The following is an 18,050-nucleotide window of genomic DNA, read 5'->3' as shown; positions in this document are numbered from 1 at the left end:
CTTTCGGTGGTCTTGTTTTATTCTTTTTCAACGGCAAAGGTGGCGCCCATCATTTCCAGCGCAAAATTGTCTTTACTCTGATAATAACCCGCTTTTGGATAAGGGGTTGCACCAACTTTCTTTTTTTCGATGGTAGCCGATATACCCATGTTTACCTGCGTGCACTGCAGGGCATTGGCGCGCTTGATCACCTGGTAAAGCGTTTGCCTGTATATTCCATAGGTCATCAGGTATTCGTAGTCCATCCCGATCAGCATAAAACTGTAGACATTGGCCGCGTTTCTGTGGCAGAAGGCAACGGCTACCGGCTTGCGGTTGATCGAGTATTCCTCTTTAATATAAAGTACGATAAACTCCCAAGCCTTGCTCTCGTTGAGCTGCTGAAACATTTTCTCCGGAAACAAAAAGTTGTTGATGGCGAAATTGTTGTTTTTCACGTTGCGGAACAGGGCCATGGCGTGCTGCAGTTCTTCGGGTTCAAGCCGGTCCTTTACTACCACGTCATAGAAGTGCTCGTTGCGTTTGATCTTCTGCACGAAATTCTCACGCCCTTTCTTGCTGAGTGTCTTTCTGTAGCCTTCCTCGTCGGTCCAGTTCAAATTCTCCACCACGCAAGATTCCGGCAGGTGCATTTTCACGAAGTCCTGCTCTACCATAAACTCGTCCAGTTCCGGGTCCATATCGTCGAGGTCGCGGAGTAGGATGCTACTGGCCTGGCTTTTTTCCTGCTCTTTGCCTAGTTCCGACAGCAGGGCCTTCAGCGCGTCTTTCCAGTAAGGATTGCTGCGGTCCAGGTATAGGTGGTTGCCCTCGGTAAACAAGCTGCCCAGCACGATACCAGTAGTGGTGAGGTAATAGGGGTTAGCCTCTCGTTCGCGTTCCAGTGCTTTAGAAATGGAGGCCTGTGAGAACATGTCTTCTTTGAGCAAGGCAATGGCGGCAAAGGTCATCAGCACCACTTTTCCTTCCGGGTCCTGCACGGTATAGTAGCGAAAATCCCAGTTGTTTTCCTTTTCCGGGTTGTTGCTGAATGATTCTTCCAGAAAACGCATGCCCTCCCAATCGAACATCCCCCGATGACCCAGGTACTCGTTCCAGAGTTCAGGCTCGACTTGGGAGATGGAGGTATAGCGCTGCAATTGGATGCCGCTGGCAACAGCTTTCTGAGTAACTGCAGGAGCAAGGGACTGAACGAGCGGCGCCATCTTAAAGGCCTTCCGGATATTTTCCTGTGTCTGGTTGGTGGCGGCCAGGGCAAGGTGAAAATGGAGTTGGAGTTTGCGCACCAGTTCCGCGATGTCTTCGTCGGAGTTGGTGAGGGAGATGGTTATGCGCACCCCGATGTTTTTGGCTGGCACAGCCGGGAAGGTCGCCAGGTTCACGTACACACCATCCTGCAACAAGTCTTGCACCAGGTGGTTGCCCATTTCCATGGTGCCCGTGCCGATGTAGAAGATCGGGCTCTCGCTTTCGTGTACCAGCGGCAGGTCAGTTTGCTTCAGTAGTTGGTTGAAATAGGCAATTTTGCGTTGCAGTTCCCGCTGGTAGGTATAGATCTCGTCGCTCAGGTGAATTTTAGCCGACGCAATGGCAGCTCCCAGTGTGGCCGGCTCTATCTGCACCGAAAAAGTAAGTGGACCGCCAAAGTTGTTGACTCTGTTATACCATTCTTCATTCGGGAAAAGCGACAAGCCGCCGCAGGCTCCGAAGGCCTTGCCCAAGTTGGCAGTCAGGATCATTTTGCGGTAGAGGCCGTCCGGCATTTGGCTCATGGCATAGCCCGTTCCGTTTTTGCCAGCCCAACTCATGCCGTGCGCATCATCCACGTACAGGTATAGCTGCTCGTACTTTTCGGCGAGGGCGATCAGGTCCTGGATAGGGGCGAAGTCGCCGTACATGGAGTATACACTGTCGGCCATGTACCAGATGCGCTCAAACTTGCCGCGCTGCTTTTTGATGCGGTCTTCGAGCATCTCCAGGTTGTTGTGGCGCACCATCTCCACGGTCACGCCCTGGCTGAGCAACTTCTTTACGGCTTCCTGCACGCTGGCATGTACCTGGTGGTCAAGTATAACGAGGTCCGACTGGCGGATGATGCTAGGTATAACAGTGAGGTGCGAAAGTGTACAATTTTTAGAGATAACGACCGGTGCGTTGTACATCTGCTTGATCAAAACCTCAAGTTCGCGGTACAAGGGATTGGAGATATAGGTGCGCGACATCGGGAACTGTGTGCCATAGCGCTCAATGGCATCGATAGCGCCGCGCTTGACCTGCGGGTGGTGCTCCAGTCCCAAATAACCACAAGTGCCAAAGTGCAGCACCTGCTGACCATGTAGCGTTAAGTGCTGACCACTAAGGCTTTGGTCTTCCGCATGCAGGTGAATGATTCCCTTTTTTTTGGAAACAGAAAGTACGGAATCTACCGTATCAATGATGTTATTATGTCGTATCTTTGCCATGTAATTTATTATGCTTGCATACTTGCTCTAGCCGAACACACAAACATCAGATCCAATTCAAAATTGAATGGCAAATTTCGAAAAAGAATACGAAAAGAGTCCAATTAAAACGGATTGCCTCGAACTTTATTTGAGGGAGGGAATCTTGTACTGTATTTATAACGAGGTGAAGGAGCTCGACCTGGACAAAGCCCGTATCTGCGTGCAGGACCGCTTAGGCTACATCGACGGGCAGGTATACCCGAGCCTGTTCGACATTACACAGGTAAAGCACTCCACCAAAGAAGCACGTGACTATCTGGCCGATGAAGGTAATGCAGGCGTAGTGGCCAGTGCAATTCTGGTGACTTCGCCGATGGTGAAGATGGCGGCCAACATTTACATCCATGTGAATAAGCCCAAGAACCCCACCCGCATGTTTACAAGCAAAGAAGAAGCCGTGCAATGGCTCTCTCAGTTTAAAGCATAAACAAAAAGCCCTCCTATCAGGAGGGCTTTTTGCTGGTAAAGGGTTATGGGTTAGAATTTTAGTTCATGCCGTTGCCGTCGCCTTGCTTCGCGTCGTCGTTGCGGATGCTCTTCTTGCGCTTAGGCGCACGCTGCTGGTCCATCTTGCCGAAGCGGTAATCGAAGCTCACACGGAATCCGCGGTTGAAGTTGTTGATGCGGATCTGCTGGGTATAGGCTCTTGGGTTGGTCGGTGATTCTTCCACCCGCACGTCGTTGTTCATGCGCATGCTCTCTCTGAACGGATTGTCCAGTCCCACGCTGATGCCACCTTTCTTGTCGAACAGTTCCTTCTTGATCGCAATGGTATGGTATGAGAAGGCAGCGAATTCACCCAATAGTTGGATGCGGCGTGAGTTGAAACCACCATTGAACTGTGCCGTGATACCTCTACCGAAGGTATAAGATGAGTTCATGTTGATGTTATACATCCAGCCGCTGTTGCTGGCGTACTTTCCGTTCAGGTCTACATAGTAAACGTTAGAGCTACCGCCGATTGTCCAGTTGTTGGTCGGTTTGGTATTTCCGAACAAGCTCACGCCATACGTTTTGTTTTTGGCGATGTTATCGAACGTTAGGGTCGTCACATCTACAGGCAAGCCGTTCGAGTCCGTCTCCCGGTCGATGGTCGCTACCGTTTCAATGGCATTGTCGGTGTGGCGCATGTAGCCGGTCACGTTGATCGAAGTGGTTTTGAAGAAAGTGCTGTAGCCCAGTTCAAACAGGTCAGTCAATTCAGCATCCAGGTTCGGGTTACCCTGCACACGGGTGTTGGAGGTCTGCTCCTGCACGTATGGGTTGAGGTAGAACAGCGACGGACGCTGGATACGCTGCGTGAAGTTGGCACGGAAGGTATGCTTTTGCTTCAGGCTGTAAGATAGGGCCACGCTTGGAATGAAGTTGTCATAGTTATCCGCGAAGGGTGGGTAGCCCTGCAGGTCGGCGTTGATGTCGGTGTACTCGTAACGGCCACCCATTTTCACGTTCAGTTGCTTCTTCAGCATGAAGCCGTAGGTCATATAGGTAGAGTATACATCCTGCTCGTAGAAGAAAGCGTCTGTGCGGCGGGTCTCGTTTCCGGATTCGAAAATATCACGGTAAAGGGCGTCACTCTCCACATCGCGGAAAATAGATTTGGCACCCAACTCCAGTAGGGATTTATTCGCAAACGGATGGGTATAGTCCGCCTGAAAGGTAAGCTCCTTGTTGGCACCTTCGTTCAGGTTGCGCTTCAGCAAATAAGGATCAGCACCCTCATTGAGGTAATCCTGGCGGATGTCGTTGTCGGTGTTCGTTACCGAGTAAAGCGACAGGAGGGCGAGTTCCTGACCTGGTTTGTTGAATGTGCGCGTGTAGTCAAGGTTATAGTCCGTGCCGATGCGCTGGTTGCGGTTGCGGATCTCGTTGCGGAAGTCTTGAATCAGGGTGTTGTCTTCGCGGCTGGTCACTTCCTGGTCGTTCTCCATCCGGAAGGTACCGCCGTTGCTGCGGATGCTGCCCGATATGTTGTTCTTCGGCGTGAGGTCGTAGTCAAAACCGATCAGCGCGTTCATGAACTTGCCGTTGATGCGGGTTTTGCCAGACTGAAAACTGGTTGTGTTGCCGGCAAAGATGGTGTTACTCATGTTGCCATGATTGTAAAACATGTTGCCACCAAAGGTGCCGTTGATGCCCAGTTTGCCACGACGGATGTTGAGGCTGGCGTTAGCGTTGCTGGCACGCGTGCCGGCTGTTGCCGCCACCGAACCGGTCACGCCCTGCAGACCACCGTCTTTCTTGGTGATGATGTTGATGATACCGGCCGTGCCTTCCGCGTCGTACTTGGCAGATGGGCTGGTGATCACTTCCACCGATTTGATCTGGTCGGCCGGGATCTGCTTGAGGGCATCGGCCACGCTGCCCGCCATGATCGCGGATGGCTTGTTGTTGATGAGTACGCGCACGTTGGAGCTGCCACGCAACTGCACGTTGCCGTCGTTGTCGAGCGCCAGCGAAGGTACTTTCTGTAATACATCGGCTGCGTTGCCACCCGTGTTGGTAATATCCTTCTCAGCGTTGTACACCGTGCGGTCGATCTTCTCTTCCACCAGCGGCTTTTCGCCTGTGATCACAACTTCGTTCAGCTTCTTGGCATCGGAGGCGATGGCTACCACGCCTACGTTTACGCTGGCGTTGTCAGACGTTACGGTTACATCCTCCACCAGCTTTTGCTGATAGCCCAGGAAGCTCACCTGCAGTCTGTATTTGCCTACGCCTACCTTGCTGATCGTAAATCGGCCCTTGTCGTCGGCCATCGCGCCATCGATCGGCTTGCCGGTGGCCATGCTGATCAGGGCAACGGTCGCGAACTCCACCGGTTTTTTGGTGTCCGTGTCCTGCACGATACCCACGATGGTGGCGTTGCCACGCGGCGCGGCCATACCGGCAGCGGCTTGCTGCGGAGCGGCCTGCGGGGCCTGTGCGAGAGCCGGCACGGTGCTCAGCCCCAGCAGGGCGAGCAGCAGGCTCTTTTTCATAGTTTTTTCGAGTTGGTGTAAAGGTGTTCTATTCATATCTCCTGTCTTCTGTCATATTAACTTCAGTAAAGAAAAACCTAGTTTTTGAGTCCTGAAAACAGAATATACCAAGGCACTGCATTTCTATATGAATAGCCGAATATAGCCTATAAGGCCTTCGTCGGGAAATAGAGGAGGTTGGTGGAAAGATTGGGGCCTTCGTTGGGCATTCTCAGATATCCGTTTTAATTTTGCGGCATAATAATTCCTGCCCAGGCAAATTTTTATAAAGAAGAGGTGAGAGAACAGGCTCTGTGATCCTCTGGCAACCATCCGCACGGAAAGGTGCCAAGTCCTGCCCGCAAAAAGGGAAATATAAAACGATTACATACATGTCAGTTAACAACGAAACCAGCGCGATCCGGCTGCAAGCCGGGCGGTCGCACCACCGGGAGCACTCTGTGCCACTTTATCTCACCTCCAGCTTTGTGTTTGAAAGCGCCGAACAGGCCCGCGCCGTCTTTGCCGAAGAAGAGGAGGGAAACGTGTACTCCCGCTATTCCAATCCCAATGTAGATGAGCTGCTGGCCAAAATGTGCCGACTCGAGAAGGCTGAGGCCGGATTTGCCTTTGCCTCCGGCATGGGCGCGATCTTTGCCAGTCTGGCCGGCTTGCTGCAGGCCGGCGACCATGTGCTGGCAGGCAGGGCCGTGTTCGGCTCCACTCACCAACTGCTCTCCAAGGTGCTGCCCAAGTGGGGTATCACGCATTCCTACGCCGACGTGGCCGATCCCGATGGCTGGGAAAAACTGATTACGCCTGCTACGAAGGTGATTTTGATCGAAACGCCTTCCAACCCGGGGCTTGAGCTGATCGACCTGGAGTGGCTCGGCGAACTGAAGCGAAAGTACAACCTGGTGCTGATCGTAGACAATTGCTTTGCCACCCCGGTCCTGCAAAACCCTGTGGACTACGGTGCCGACATTGTGGTGCATTCTGCCACCAAGTACATCGACGGGCAGGGAAGGGTATTAGGAGGTATAGCCGTGGGGCGCCAGGACCTGATGGCGGAGATCCGCTTCTTCTCGCGCCACACCGGGCCTGCCATGTCGGCTTTCAATGCCTGGGTGCTCTCCAAGAGCCTGGAAACGCTGCAGTTGCGCGTAGAGAAACACTGCGACAATGCCCTGCAGCTGGCGGAGGCGCTGGAGGGAAATCCGGCGCTGGAGCAGGTGCGCTACCCTTTCCTGAAATCGTTCCCGCAGTACGAACTAGCCAAAAAGCAGATGCGGCGTGGCGGTGGCATTGTGAGCATTGCCGTGAAGGGCGGATACGAAGCAGCCAAACGCTTCCTGGACAACCTGCAACTGGTGAGCATCAGCGCTAACCTGGGCGATACCCGCACCATCGTCACGCATCCGGCCTCCACAACCCACTCTAAATTAACCGAAGCAGAGCGGCAGGCGACCGGCATCACGCCTGGATTGGTACGCATCTCCGTAGGGTTGGAGAATGTCACAGACGTGATCGCTGATATACAGCAGGCACTGGCCAAGGTATAGCAGGTGGCAAGGTATACCTGCAGGTATATCGCATGAATAGAAAAGACCTGGCCTTTCCGAGTAAATTGGAAAGGCCAGGTCTTTTGATAAAACAGGAACTACACTATCTCAAAAGAATGCTTAATCGTGGCTGTCTTATAAAGAATAGCCGCAACAGAGCAGTACTTCTCCAGCGAAAGCTCAATGGCGCGACGCACCTTGTCCTCGTCCAGCTGACCGCCTAGCTTGAAGTGGATGTGGATGGTGCTGAAGAGGTTGAACTCCTGCACTTTTTGGCGCTCGGCCTTTATGTTGATGTCGAAACTGTCGATGGGTTGGCGCTGCTTTTTGAGGATGCTGATGATGTCGATGGCACTGCAGCCGCCCAGGCCCATCAGCATGAGCTCCATCGGACGGGCGCCCTCGTTATGGCCTCCAATCTCGGGGTTGGCATCGATGTTAATGGCTACGTTGGCAGCGCCTCTGGCTTCGAAATGATAGTCCTGGTCTACGCGGGTGAGGTTGATCTCCATGTTGGTTTTCTCTTTTTCTGAGGGTCGAAGGTATACAATTATACCCTAGGCACCAAGTCAGGCGGCCAGGCTTGTCACGTACTTCACCAGCGAGCGCTTGGCAATGGGCAGCAGCGCACTGTCGAGCGGGCAGGGTACCTTGGCCACTACCACAAAGGTGGCGGGGTTGGGCAGCTCCTGGTTCTCCCTCACCAACTGTACCTTCAGGTTTTCGTGTGTCTGGGCCAGGCCGCGGCGCACGGTGCGGAGCAATTGGGTGTTGATGCCGCGGTACTTCTCGTAGGTGTTCTCAAATACGGTGATGCGGTATACGTATACCTGCGTTTCCTTGCCCGGAAAGGCATCGAGGAAAAGGTAGCCCTCATTAAAATACATTGGCGTTATACCTACCGGATTGATCTCGAGGTGGCGTTCGATGAAGTCGTACAATTCTTTGCCCTCGTTCAGGGCCTGATTGAAAAGCGGTGCGGCATACTGGATCACCTCCTCGATCTGGGCCATAGTTTCGTCGTCCTCCACGATCTTTTCATAAACCAGTTCCAGTTTCTCGAAATCGGCGCGTGTGATCTGCTGCGGAAAGGACTCATACACCAGTTTCTTGTGCTCCTGCACTTGTTTCAGGTGGCGGTAATGCATGATCAGGTCAGAAAAAACAGGGTATAGGCGCTGCTGCCCAAACTCGGAGCGAACGGCCTGTAGGTAAGCCAGTAAGCGATATTTCTTATATTCGAAGTCAAGCAATCCTTCTGTCAGCCAGTTGATCGGTAAGTTTTGCATAACGGTAAGCGTTGGGTGAATATGCCTTAAAAACGAACCGAAGGGATGGGATGTTGCTTTCGGCCGCCTGTTCGCACGCGTAAACCTTAATGCTTTGCCGCCGTTTAATTTCAGCACTGGGATTTAGCCCGAAAGGCCCCCCGCATTCAGAAAATACATACAGAATAGAACATGAATTATACAGAGAACTTCGAAGGCATCAAGATTGATGTGCAGGCAGTAGACATTACCATCTCGGACGACGTGCAGCAGTTCATCCGCAACACCATCACCAAACTAAAGCGCCACGCCAAAAAGATCGACTCCATTGACGTGTACTTTAAGGAGGAGGCCAGCCAGGCCACAGACTCCAAGAAGCTGAGCATGCGCGTAGGTATACCAGGCAACGACGCTTTTGCTGAAGACAGCGGCGACAACTGGTACGAGTTGCTCAAAAATGTGGAGGATAAACTCAAGCGCCAACTCGAGAAAAGATAAGCCAACAGGCACCATTTAGCAGACCCGCTGTCAGGTCAGGTATAGCACCGGCCGGCGGCGGGTTTGCTGTTGAGTGCTGGCAGGTATAGACCTATCAAAATAACATGGCCACAGCGGATTACAAAGACAAAGTCGTGCTGATTACGGGCGGCGCGCAAGGTATAGGGTTGGGCATGGCCCAGGCCTTCGGGCAGGCAGGCGCGCAAATTGTGCTGGCAGACGCCGACGAGGAGGCAGGGGGCGAAGCCCTGGCGCGCTTGCAGAACCTGCAGCTGCAGGCTACCTTTATACCTTGCGATGTGAGCGCTGAGACCGACGTTGTCGCCCTGATAGAGAAAGTGAAGGATGCGTACGGTCGACTGGATGTGCTCGTGAACAACGCAGGTATAGCCGACCCTTTTGCGGGCAAGCTGGACGAAATGCCGTTGTCGGAGTTTGACCGGACGCTGGCTGTGAATTTGCGCGGGCCGATGCTCTGCGCCAAATACGCGTTGCCACTCCTACGCAAAGCGCCGCATCCGGCCATGCTCAACATCACGAGCACACGGGCTTTTATGTCGGAGCCGGACACTTTCGCCTACTCAGCCTCCAAAGGCGGACTCGAGGCCCTCACGCATGCACTGGCCGTCAGCCTGGCACCGGATCGTATCCGGGTCAATGCCATTGCGCCGGGTTGGATCGAGACAGGCCCCTGGCAAAAGGAATCGGAGCGCTATGAACCCCAGCATACCCGCGAGGACAAAGCCCAGCACCCGGTCGGTCGGGTAGGGGAGCCGCAGGACATAGCCGAGGCAGCACTCTTCCTGTGCTCCGAGAAGGCTGGCTTCATTACGGGGCAGCACCTGGTTGTGGATGGCGGCATGACCGTAAAGATGATCTATACCTGAACCTAACCGCCTGCATTGGGGTACAACCATGGAGGAAACGCATATGATGCCTATGGTCAACAGTCCTTATAACCCGGTATTGCTGTACGTCACAGACCCGATGTGTGCCTGGTGCTACGGCTTCACGCACGTTGTCCGCCGCTTGCGCGCTTTGTGGCACGGACGCCTAACGGTAGAGGTGGTAGCCGCTGGGCTGAACCCCTACGCCCGCGACCCCCTATCGCGGGAGCAGAAGGAGCAACTGGCATTGAGCTGGCACCGGGTGCAGGAGCGAACCAGCCTGCCATTCAACTATAGCCTCTTCGTGCAGGAGGATTTTGTCTATGATACGGAGCCTGCCTGTCGCGCCCTGCACGTGGTGCGAAGGTTAAGGCCTGCCCTTACGCTCGAAATTCTTCGTGCCCTGCATTCCGCCTTCTACGCTGATGGCCTCAACCTGGCAGACCCGCAGGTGCTGGCCCATGTGGTGCGTCCCTTTGGCATTCAGGAAAACCTTTTCTATACCTTGTTCGAAGCCGACGAAATCATCGACGCAACTGAGAAAGAGTTTGAGTTTGTGGAAATGCTGGGCGTGAAAAACCTGCCGAGCGTATACCTGGAAGGCGGCATGGGACCAGAGCTGCTTGCCAGCGGCTTCTGCCAGCTCGACGAGCTCGAAGGCAGGCTGCTGCAGCACCTCGAAATGGTATAGTCCTCAGGTTTAAGGTATAAGGGCTATGAACACGCTGTCAGACAGTTTTTCTAAGCCCTGAAGCAGGTGTTGGCGAGTTGATGTTTATACAACTGTTACAACAGATTTTTTGCTCCAATATTAAAAGATATGTATATTTAGCTGTAAATTAACGGCTCTGGTCACTAAGGCCAATACATACCCTGTATGAGAAGCAAGATATCTACCAACCAGGTCGATGAGTACATCGACAAATTATCGCCTGAGAAACAGCTGTTAGCGCAAGCAGTACGCCAGATCATCAATCAGACGGCTGCTCATTTGGAGGAATGTGTGCGCTGGGAGAACCCCTGCTATTTCTTTTACGGACCTGTATGCTACTTTGCCTCTTCCCGCAGCGGGCTGCACTTTGGTTTCTTCCGCGGAAAAGAACTTTCGGACCCACACAAGCGCCTGGTGAGCCGCAACGGCCAACTGCCGCATATCAAACTGCGCACACTCGAGGACATCGACGAAGAGTATTTCGGCGACCTGGTGCGCCAGGCGGTACACCTCAACCAGAATTAAGTAGTTCCGGCATGTAGTATACCTGGCTGCATGCCTGCCCCGGCGTTTCCAACTTTACCCTTCCGTGGTCGATTTGCGCGTCCCGTTTGGCATGGCGTATGCGCTTTTTTACAAGATGCGCCCCCTTCGGTTTCAGGTTATCATCCAACAGGTATGCAAGGTCAGCACATGGCAGATGCCGTTTAGTGTCCAAAGCCCAGGCGATTAGCCATGCTATTAATCTGGAGCCTACCGAACACTCCAATCACACCGAAGCCCATGTGGAGGAAGAAAGCAACTTTCATGTTGCCACCTACGTGGTGATAACTGCGGCCTCCATGCTAGTGAGCCATAACCTGCCTGGAGTCATCTGAAGCAAGCAGTTATTAACGCAAAGCAAAAGCCAGAGGGCTCAATTCCTGAGAAATCGTATCTTGTGCGGACAAAAACGTAAATAGTGACAGGAATATGAGAATACTGCTGGTAGAAGACGAACCCAAAGTAGCCTCCTTTATCAAGAAAGGGCTGGAAGAGCAGTCGTACGAAGTGGATCAGGCGTATGACGGCAACTTCGGTCTGAAGATGGCCCTGCAAAACGAGTACGACCTGATCATCCTCGACATCATACTGCCCCACATGAACGGTCTGGAGGTATGCCAGGCCGTCCGGAAGAAAAAAACACAGATTCCGATCCTGATGCTGACCGCGCTCGGCGATACCGACGACAAGATCACCGGGCTGGACTCCGGAGCGGACGATTACCTCACCAAACCATTCGAGTTCAAGGAGCTGCTGGCACGCCTTCGCGCCCTTACCCGACGCTCCGGCGACAACGGGGGAGGGGAGAAGCTCTCCATTGCAGACCTCGAGATGGACCTGGGCAGCAAGACCGTGACCCGCGGCGGCAAGCCCATTAACCTGACAGCCCGCGAGTTTGCCCTGCTCCACTACCTGCTGCGCAACCGGGGACGTGTGGTTTCCCGCATCGATATAACAGAGAACGTGTGGGAGACCTCATTCGACACGGGCAGCAATGTGATCGATGTGTATATCAATTTTCTGCGCAAAAAAATAGACAAAGGCTTTCCTGGTAAGCTGATCCATACCTTGGTCGGTATGGGCTATGTGCTGAAGGAGGACGACGCATGACTATCCGCAACAAGCTGACGCTGCAGTTTGCAGGTATATTTGCCCTGATCCTGTTTCTGTTTTCGCTGGTGATCTACTATTTCACTTCGCTCTACCGGCAGGACGATTTTTACAAGCGCATCCAGGGCCGCGCATACGACACGGCCGCCCACATACTGGAGGCAGACGAAGTGAGCGAGCGAGCCCGGCGCAGCAACCAGATCCGTTACTACCAGGTGCTTCCTTTTGAGAAGGTGACCATTTACCGGCAAGACGGCAGCCTGTACTTTGCAGATGGAGATGGACAACTGTCCGTTGCCCCTGACATACTGGACCGCGTGAAGCGGGAGGGGATGGTGCAGTACGAGCAGGATGAGCGCCAGGTAGTCGGTATGCTCTACGAGGACAACGAAGGCGATTTTATTGTGTTTTCCTCTTCTGTGGATGCCTACAGCCTGCGCAAACTCCAGCATCTCAAGGTTATTCTGATCGTCGGCTTCCTGGGCTCGATGGTGGTAGTGGTGGCAGCCGGTTGGATATTTGCCCGCGAAGCCTTGCGACCCATCACCAAAGTAGTAGGCGAGGTGGAGAAGATCAGCGCCTCGGACCTGCACCTGCGCCTGAGCAACGCGGATGGCAAAGACGAACTCTCGCACCTGTCCCAGACCTTCAATAAAATGCTGGACCGCCTGGAGATGGCTTTTGAGATGCAGAGTACCTTTGTCTCGAACGCGTCCCATGAGCTTCGCACCCCGCTCACGGCCATGATCGGCGAGTTGGAGGTAGCCCTGATGAAGCCCCGTGAGCAGGAAGAGTACCAGCGGGTGCTGGCCTCCATCCTCGAAGATGCCCGCCTGCTGGCCGAGCTGTCGAACGGTTTGCTGCAGATCGCCCAGGCCAGTGTGGACACCTCCAAGATCAAACTCGCGCACCTGCGCTTCGACGAATTGCTGTGGATGGCACATGAACAAGCGCTGAAACGACAGCCAGGCGCGCTGTTCGATATTGATTTCGACAACTTGCCAGACGATGAAGACCGCCTGATCGTGAAGGGGAACGATGCCCTGCTGCTGATCGCCATTGTGAATGTGCTGGAAAATGCGGCCAAGTTTTCTCCAAAGGGAGAGTACAGCACCGTGCGGCTCTCTGCTAACCGGCGGGAGGTGGTGCTGCAGGTAACGGACAAGGGGGTGGGCATTGCGCCCCATGATCTGCGTCACGTGTTTGTACCATTCTTCAGGGCGAACAACGTGCGTAATATCACCGGACACGGCATTGGTCTGCCTCTGACCGAGACCATCATAAAACTGCATAAAGGCTCCATTTCCATCGACTCCCGCGTGAGCGAGGGAACCACCGTAACACTGCGTTTACCACAGGCTATTGGCCTTATTTCGGCAAAAAACTCATTTTAATTTGTTTTTAATGCGGTTTTAATTCGAGCTTAATACCTCGCACGTATGTTTGTAAGCATAAGGTGAGTATTCTGACTTATGTCTCTGTTGCCGGCCGCTTGGCTGGCGCAGAGATGTGAGTTAGAGCCCCTTCTCTTACATTTTCTACTATATGAAAAATACTACCTTAAAGTCAGATTACCTGGCTAGCCTCGGAAAGGACTTTCCAGCTGGCCTTGTTGTATTCCTCGTTGCCCTCCCACTCTGTTTAGGTATTTCGCTTGCTTCTGGAGCACCCCTTTTTGCTGGTATCGTAACTGGCGTGGTGGGTGGTTTGGTTGTTTCCTGGCTCAGTGGTTCGCACCTGAGCGTGAGCGGTCCTGCAGCCGGCCTTACGGTGATCGTACTGAACGGCATCGAAACGCTGCAGTCCTATGAAGCCTTTTTGCTGGCGGTAGTGCTGGCAGGCGTACTGCAGCTAGTGCTGGGCTTTCTCAAAGCTGGTGTTATTGGCCTATACTTTCCCTCCTCTGTTATCAAAGGGATGCTGGCCGCCATCGGTCTGATCCTGATCCTGAAACAGATACCGCACTTTATGGGCGCTGATGATGATTTCTTCGGTGAAATGAATTTCCTGCAGCCGGATGGCCGCAACACCTTTTCAGGTCTGATTCATGCATTCAGTGCCATTGAGCTAGGTGCCTTGATCATCGGTATTATTTCGATGGCCGTGCTGATCCTTTGGGAGCAGCCGTTTATGAAGCGCATCAAGATTTTCAAACTGGTGCCGGGTGCGCTGATTGTGGTAATTGGCTCTGTAGGTATCAACTATCTGTTCATCAATTATTTTCCTGAGCTGGCTATTGCGGGCACGCACTTGGTGAACCTGCCGGAGATCAGCAGTGCAGCCGCGCTTGGTAACGAGTTACGCCTGCCGGATTTCACGCAGTTTGCCAATCCATCTCTTTATGTGGTAGCCTTTACCATCGCCATCATTGCCAGTCTGGAGACGCTGCTGAGCGTGGAGGCTGTGGACAAACTGGACCCGCACAAGCGTCGCACACCAAATAACCGCGAACTGAAAGCGCAGGGCGTGGGTAACATCATTGCCGGTATGCTGGGCGGTCTGCCGATGACGGCCGTAATCGTACGAAGCTCTGCCAACATTGCGGCTGGTGGTAAAACCAAGATGTCTGCCTTCATTCATGGTGTGTTCCTCTTGCTTTCCGTGCTGTTCCTGGCTGGTTTCCTTAATCAAATACCACTGTCTGCGCTGGCAGCGGTGCTTCTGATGGTGGGTTACAAGCTCACGAAGCCAACCCTTTTCAAAGGGCAGCTCAAACTGGGGCACGAGCAGTTCATCCCGTTTGTTGTGACGATCGTGGCCATCCTGTTTACCGACCTGCTGGTGGGCATCCTGATTGGTCTGGCCGTTGGTATCTTCTTTATCCTGAAAGCGAACTACAAGTCGCCCTACTTCTTCCACAAAGAAGATCACCGAGATAAAGAAACCATTCGCATTAAGCTTAGTGAGCACGTGTCGTTCCTGAACAAAGCCAGCATTGTGCTCACACTCGAGAAACTACCCGATAACAGTCATGTGATCATCGACGGTGAAAATTCAGAGTACATAGACTACGATGTGCTGGAAGCTATACAGGAATTCAAAAAAACAGCACACGAGCGTGGTATATTCGTGGAAGTGTTAAATGTAAAAGAAGTACAAGTGCTAGATATGCACTAACGAGATAAATTAGAACCTAACAGAACAATCGAAATCCCGATAACATGGAAAAGATATTTGAAAATAACAAAAAGTGGGTTGCACAGAAGCTCAGCGAAGACAAAGACTACTTCAACAAACTGGCCATGGGGCAGAAGCCCCGTTACCTGTACATAGGATGTTCAGACAGTCGCATTCCGATCAATGAAGTAACAGGTACCGGCCCAGGTGAGATTTTCGTGCACCGCAACATTGCCAACATGGTGGTGCATACCGACATGAACCTGCTTTCGGTACTGCAGTATGCTGTGGAGGTACTTAAGGTAAAAGACATCATCGTGTGCGGTCACTATGGTTGCGGCGGTGTAGCGGCGGCTGCCAGCAACAAACAGTTTGGCATGATTGACAACTGGCTGCGCAACATCAAGGATGTGATTCGCTTGCACGAAGATGAGCTGATGAGCATCGAGGATGAAGACCAGCGTCATCGTCGCCTGGTGGAGCTGAACATTACAGAACAAGTACTGAATCTGTCCAAGACCTCCATCATACAGAATGCCATGAAGACAGACAATGCGCCTAGATTGTTCGGTCTGGTATACGACCTGAAAGAGGGCCTTCTGCGCGACCTAAACGTAATGGAGCAGGAAAACTGTATGACGCGCTACGAGCACATCTACAGCCTGCAGCAAGAATAAGTGAAACAAGAACTGCACTACTACCTATGTTTTACATCTGACAAAACCCCGCATTAGCGGGGTTTTGTTTTTTTTTAGCCCATCCCTTTATAACTAGCGCTGTATGAAGAAAAACCAGCTGGCTATAGGTATAGGATTTCGAGTATACTATACCTATACCTATACCTATACCTATACCTATACCTATACCTATACCTATACCTAACCTGGGCGCTATTAGCCATAAAAAAAGCCCTCTGGGTGGGAGGGCTTTCAGGTATAGCTTACAGTAAAAATTAGCGTCCGCCAAGCAGGTAGCTCAGCATTAGGCTGAAACCGGAGTTGCGGCGCTCGCGGTTCACAAACGCTCCTTCATCATCTATCTTTTTCATACCGCCGGTATAGCGTACCTCAAGGCCAAGTCCGTTGGTGGCGCGATAGCCCACCGAGCCCACATAGGCAAAGTCGATGGTGTACGGGTTGTCTGAAATGTCATACTTGGTGGTCACAACTTTGTCACCGTTGCTGGAGTGCGCTTCGTGAATGTGATTGGCGCTGTAAATAAAGGACACCTGCGGACCCAGGTCGAAGAATACACCGCTGGCCGATACATGGAACAGCACCGGAATGTCGATGTAGTTGAGTTTGAAAACCTCAGCCGTCTGCAGATTGCTGCCGGAGTAAATCTCGCGACGGGCACCCTTGGAGGTATAGAGGGCCTCCAGCTGCACACCCATCATGTTGTTGAAGTGCTTTTGCAGGAACAGTCCGCCCGTATACCCCACCCGGTACTTATAGTTGTCGGTGTCAGCGCCGCTGAAGGTAGTATAGGTCGCACCGCCTTTGAAGCCCAGCTGCTGTGCAAAGCTGGCTCCAGATACAAGCGTCATAAAGCCAAGGACCATTAAGATTCTTTTCATAGGGAATACCTGTTTTTTTAAGGTTGGTTTAACGGAGGTGAAATTACTGAGAAGGGGAAAACAGGTCAATGGAGGATATATATAAATTGTACTATTTTTCTTATGCAAAAAGCCCGGCCAATAATGACCGGGCTTTTCTTTATCCTGAAAAGGTTTAATTCAGCTGATAGGCTCATAAGCCTTCAGTCTGCTTTTTACCATTCGTAGTCTCTGCGGGAAGATGAACCATAAGAGTACGGAGGTCCACTGTAGGTGTTGCCGTAGCTGGTATGCGTTCTGTGGCGGCTGCTGTAGTCGCTGTCATGCTCACGGTCGCGCATCTCGTCCATTCTTCTTCTGCGTTCCGCCTCTTCGTCGCCAAACCATGATTTTATTTCATCGCCTGCGCGGTCAAAGAAGCCTCTGTCGTTGTCTCTGTCTCTGTCACGATCCCAGTCGCTGGAGCTGCGGCTGCTTCCGTAGTTGGATGATCCGTAGCTGCTGCCGCTGCCATAGCCTGAGCCGTAGCTTGACGAACCAGAACCGTAGTTAGATGAGCCTGAGCCATAGTTAGAGGAGCCGTAGCTGCCATAACCTGATCCTGATCCATAGTTGGACGAAGATCCGTAGCCAGACGAACCGTAGCCAGAGCCATAATTGGATGAACCTGAGCCATAGTTAGACGAGCCTGAACCATAGTTAGAGCCGCCGTAGTTAGATGAACCACTGTAGCCGCGGCTTGAGCGGTAGCTGTCGCTGCCACGGTCGCGCATGTCGTCCATTCTTCTTCTTCGCTCTGCATCGTCATCACCGAACCAGGACTTCACTTCATCTGTGCCACGATCCCAGGCATCACGGTCGCCATAGCGGTTAGACGAATCCCAATCACTGCTTCCGTAGCGGCGGTTAGAGCCTGAGCCATAGCTGGATGAACCGGAGCCGTAGTTAGACGAGCCTGATCCATAACCAGAGCCGTAATTAGATGAACCCGATCCATAGTTGGAGCCAGTTGAGCGACCATAAGATGAGGTGCCACCATAGCCGGAAGAAGAGTAGGCATCACGGCCGCTACCGAAGTCTCCTGAGCGGTAAGAACCTGATGATCCGCTGCTGTGAGAGCCTCTTAAACGGTTGGTTGGGTCGTACTCTCCTGAATAATAATTTCTGCCAGAGCCTCTGCTCTCGGTTCTGAAGTTGTCATTGTATGGGTTAGAACCCGAATTTTCATAGCTTCTCATAGCTTTACTTAAATTTTGAGGTTTAAAAAAAGAACTAATTGATCGTGCGTCTTTTTAGGAACGCCGGTATTTTCTACGGTTGTAGGGCTTATAAGT

General features: G+C 52.5%; 16 protein-coding genes and 1 riboswitch. Of the genes, 10 read left to right on the top strand and 6 right to left on the bottom strand.

Going from position 1 to position 18,050, the window contains the following annotated elements:
• Positions 1–17: 17 nt before the first annotated feature.
• The gene (locus tag B0B12_RS07785) at positions 18–2,462 is read right to left on the bottom strand and encodes a bifunctional aminotransferase class I/II-fold pyridoxal phosphate-dependent enzyme/GNAT family N-acetyltransferase (RefSeq protein WP_076667182.1); all 2,445 of its coding nucleotides are present in this window, start codon (positions 2,460–2,462) and stop codon (positions 18–20) included.
• 67 nt (positions 2,463–2,529) lie between these two features.
• On the opposite strand from B0B12_RS07785, the gene B0B12_RS07780 reads away from it, so the two are divergent.
• Positions 2,530–2,931: a DUF7793 family protein gene (locus B0B12_RS07780; protein ID WP_483247309.1), complete on the top strand. Its 402-nt coding sequence runs from the start codon at positions 2,530–2,532 to the stop codon at positions 2,929–2,931.
• 58 nt (positions 2,932–2,989) lie between these two features.
• Here the strand turns inward: B0B12_RS07780 and B0B12_RS07775 are convergent, their stop codons facing one another.
• A complete protein-coding gene (locus tag B0B12_RS07775; protein ID WP_076667178.1) occupies positions 2,990–5,485 on the bottom strand; it encodes a TonB-dependent receptor in 2,496 nt (831 codons plus the stop codon).
• A gap of 260 nt (positions 5,486–5,745) precedes the next feature.
• Positions 5,746–5,846: riboswitch (SAM riboswitch) on the top strand.
• 10 nt (positions 5,847–5,856) lie between these two features.
• Here B0B12_RS07775 and B0B12_RS07770 point away from each other — a divergent pair.
• Positions 5,857–7,026: a trans-sulfuration enzyme family protein gene (locus B0B12_RS07770; protein WP_076667176.1), complete on the top strand. Its 1,170-nt coding sequence runs from the start codon at positions 5,857–5,859 to the stop codon at positions 7,024–7,026.
• Between the two features lie 98 nt (positions 7,027–7,124).
• Here B0B12_RS07770 and B0B12_RS07765 read toward each other — a convergent pair whose 3' ends face one another.
• Positions 7,125–7,538, bottom strand: coding sequence for an OsmC family protein (locus tag B0B12_RS07765; RefSeq protein WP_076667173.1), 414 nt, complete (start codon positions 7,536–7,538; stop codon positions 7,125–7,127).
• A gap of 57 nt (positions 7,539–7,595) precedes the next feature.
• Complete coding sequence (locus B0B12_RS07760) at positions 7,596–8,315, bottom strand: hypothetical protein (RefSeq protein ID WP_076667171.1); 720 nt, start codon at positions 8,313–8,315, stop codon at positions 7,596–7,598.
• Between the two features lie 171 nt (positions 8,316–8,486).
• On the opposite strand from B0B12_RS07760, the gene hpf reads away from it, so the two are divergent.
• The 8 genes from hpf to B0B12_RS07720 all read left to right on the top strand — a co-directional run bounded on the left by hpf (position 8,487) and on the right by B0B12_RS07720 (position 15,838).
• Positions 8,487–8,792 carry a ribosome hibernation-promoting factor, HPF/YfiA family gene (gene hpf / locus B0B12_RS07755; RefSeq protein ID WP_076667169.1) on the top strand — a complete coding sequence of 102 codons (306 nt, stop codon included), beginning with the start codon at positions 8,487–8,489 and terminating at the stop codon, positions 8,790–8,792.
• 104 nt (positions 8,793–8,896) lie between these two features.
• Complete coding sequence (locus tag B0B12_RS07750) at positions 8,897–9,679, top strand: SDR family NAD(P)-dependent oxidoreductase (RefSeq protein WP_076667167.1); 783 nt, start codon at positions 8,897–8,899, stop codon at positions 9,677–9,679.
• 28 nt (positions 9,680–9,707) lie between these two features.
• Positions 9,708–10,370 (top strand): DsbA family protein, encoded by a 663-nt coding sequence (locus B0B12_RS07745; RefSeq protein WP_244554630.1) that lies wholly within the window; start codon positions 9,708–9,710, stop codon positions 10,368–10,370.
• Positions 10,371–10,556: 186 nt separating this feature from the next.
• Positions 10,557–10,916 carry a DUF1801 domain-containing protein gene (locus B0B12_RS07740; protein ID WP_076667165.1) on the top strand — a complete coding sequence of 120 codons (360 nt, stop codon included), beginning with the start codon at positions 10,557–10,559 and terminating at the stop codon, positions 10,914–10,916.
• A gap of 447 nt (positions 10,917–11,363) precedes the next feature.
• Positions 11,364–12,044 carry a response regulator gene (locus B0B12_RS07735; RefSeq protein ID WP_076667163.1) on the top strand — a complete coding sequence of 227 codons (681 nt, stop codon included), beginning with the start codon at positions 11,364–11,366 and terminating at the stop codon, positions 12,042–12,044.
• On the top strand, positions 12,041–13,438 hold the full coding sequence (locus B0B12_RS07730; protein WP_076667161.1) for a HAMP domain-containing sensor histidine kinase: 1,398 nt from the start codon (positions 12,041–12,043) through the stop codon (positions 13,436–13,438). The genes B0B12_RS07735 and B0B12_RS07730 overlap by 4 nt, the downstream gene beginning before the upstream one ends.
• Before the next feature lie 151 nt (positions 13,439–13,589).
• Positions 13,590–15,161: a SulP family inorganic anion transporter gene (locus tag B0B12_RS07725; RefSeq protein WP_076667159.1), complete on the top strand. Its 1,572-nt coding sequence runs from the start codon at positions 13,590–13,592 to the stop codon at positions 15,159–15,161.
• A gap of 44 nt (positions 15,162–15,205) precedes the next feature.
• A complete protein-coding gene (locus tag B0B12_RS07720) occupies positions 15,206–15,838 on the top strand; it encodes a carbonic anhydrase (RefSeq protein ID WP_076667157.1) in 633 nt (210 codons plus the stop codon).
• Between the two features lie 275 nt (positions 15,839–16,113).
• On the opposite strand, the gene B0B12_RS07715 is transcribed toward B0B12_RS07720, so the two are convergent.
• Both B0B12_RS07715 and B0B12_RS07710 read right to left on the bottom strand, forming a co-directional pair.
• The gene (locus B0B12_RS07715; RefSeq protein ID WP_076667155.1) at positions 16,114–16,737 is read right to left on the bottom strand and encodes a porin family protein; all 624 of its coding nucleotides are present in this window, start codon (positions 16,735–16,737) and stop codon (positions 16,114–16,116) included.
• A gap of 194 nt (positions 16,738–16,931) precedes the next feature.
• A complete protein-coding gene (locus B0B12_RS07710) occupies positions 16,932–17,954 on the bottom strand; it encodes an SWFGD domain-containing protein (protein ID WP_076667153.1) in 1,023 nt (340 codons plus the stop codon).
• Between the last annotated feature and the right edge of the window lie 96 nt (positions 17,955–18,050).

It is taken from the genome of Pontibacter indicus (assembly GCF_900156345.1).
Classification (GTDB): domain Bacteria; phylum Bacteroidota; class Bacteroidia; order Cytophagales; family Hymenobacteraceae; genus Pontibacter; species Pontibacter indicus.
This window is presented reverse-complemented; position numbering and strand designations above follow the sequence as displayed.

What these genes read in the sequence shown, in the direction of transcription:
- B0B12_RS07725 (WP_076667159.1), top strand. Translation starts at nt 13,590, where the DNA reads ATGAAAAATACTACCTTAAAGTCAGATTACCTGGCTAGCCTCGGAAAG.
- B0B12_RS07740 (WP_076667165.1), top strand. Translation starts at nt 10,557, where the DNA reads ATGAGAAGCAAGATATCTACCAACCAGGTCGATGAGTACATCGACAAA.
- B0B12_RS07765 (WP_076667173.1), bottom strand. Translation starts at nt 7,538, where the DNA reads ATGGAGATCAACCTCACCCGCGTAGACCAGGACTATCATTTCGAAGCC.
- B0B12_RS07770 (WP_076667176.1), top strand. Translation starts at nt 5,857, where the DNA reads ATGTCAGTTAACAACGAAACCAGCGCGATCCGGCTGCAAGCCGGGCGG.
- B0B12_RS07715 (WP_076667155.1), bottom strand. Translation starts at nt 16,737, where the DNA reads ATGAAAAGAATCTTAATGGTCCTTGGCTTTATGACGCTTGTATCTGGA.
- B0B12_RS07720 (WP_076667157.1), top strand. Translation starts at nt 15,206, where the DNA reads ATGGAAAAGATATTTGAAAATAACAAAAAGTGGGTTGCACAGAAGCTC.
- B0B12_RS07745 (WP_244554630.1), top strand. Translation starts at nt 9,708, where the DNA reads ATGGAGGAAACGCATATGATGCCTATGGTCAACAGTCCTTATAACCCG.
- B0B12_RS07730 (WP_076667161.1), top strand. Translation starts at nt 12,041, where the DNA reads ATGACTATCCGCAACAAGCTGACGCTGCAGTTTGCAGGTATATTTGCC.
- B0B12_RS07775 (WP_076667178.1), bottom strand. Translation starts at nt 5,485, where the DNA reads ATGAAAAAGAGCCTGCTGCTCGCCCTGCTGGGGCTGAGCACCGTGCCG.
- B0B12_RS07735 (WP_076667163.1), top strand. Translation starts at nt 11,364, where the DNA reads ATGAGAATACTGCTGGTAGAAGACGAACCCAAAGTAGCCTCCTTTATC.
- B0B12_RS07750 (WP_076667167.1), top strand. Translation starts at nt 8,897, where the DNA reads ATGGCCACAGCGGATTACAAAGACAAAGTCGTGCTGATTACGGGCGGC.
- B0B12_RS07785 (WP_076667182.1), bottom strand. Translation starts at nt 2,462, where the DNA reads ATGGCAAAGATACGACATAATAACATCATTGATACGGTAGATTCCGTA.
- B0B12_RS07710 (WP_076667153.1), bottom strand. Translation starts at nt 17,954, where the DNA reads ATGAGAAGCTATGAAAATTCGGGTTCTAACCCATACAATGACAACTTC.
- hpf (WP_076667169.1), top strand. Translation starts at nt 8,487, where the DNA reads ATGAATTATACAGAGAACTTCGAAGGCATCAAGATTGATGTGCAGGCA.
- B0B12_RS07760 (WP_076667171.1), bottom strand. Translation starts at nt 8,315, where the DNA reads ATGCAAAACTTACCGATCAACTGGCTGACAGAAGGATTGCTTGACTTC.
- B0B12_RS07780 (WP_483247309.1), top strand. Translation starts at nt 2,530, where the DNA reads ATGGCAAATTTCGAAAAAGAATACGAAAAGAGTCCAATTAAAACGGAT.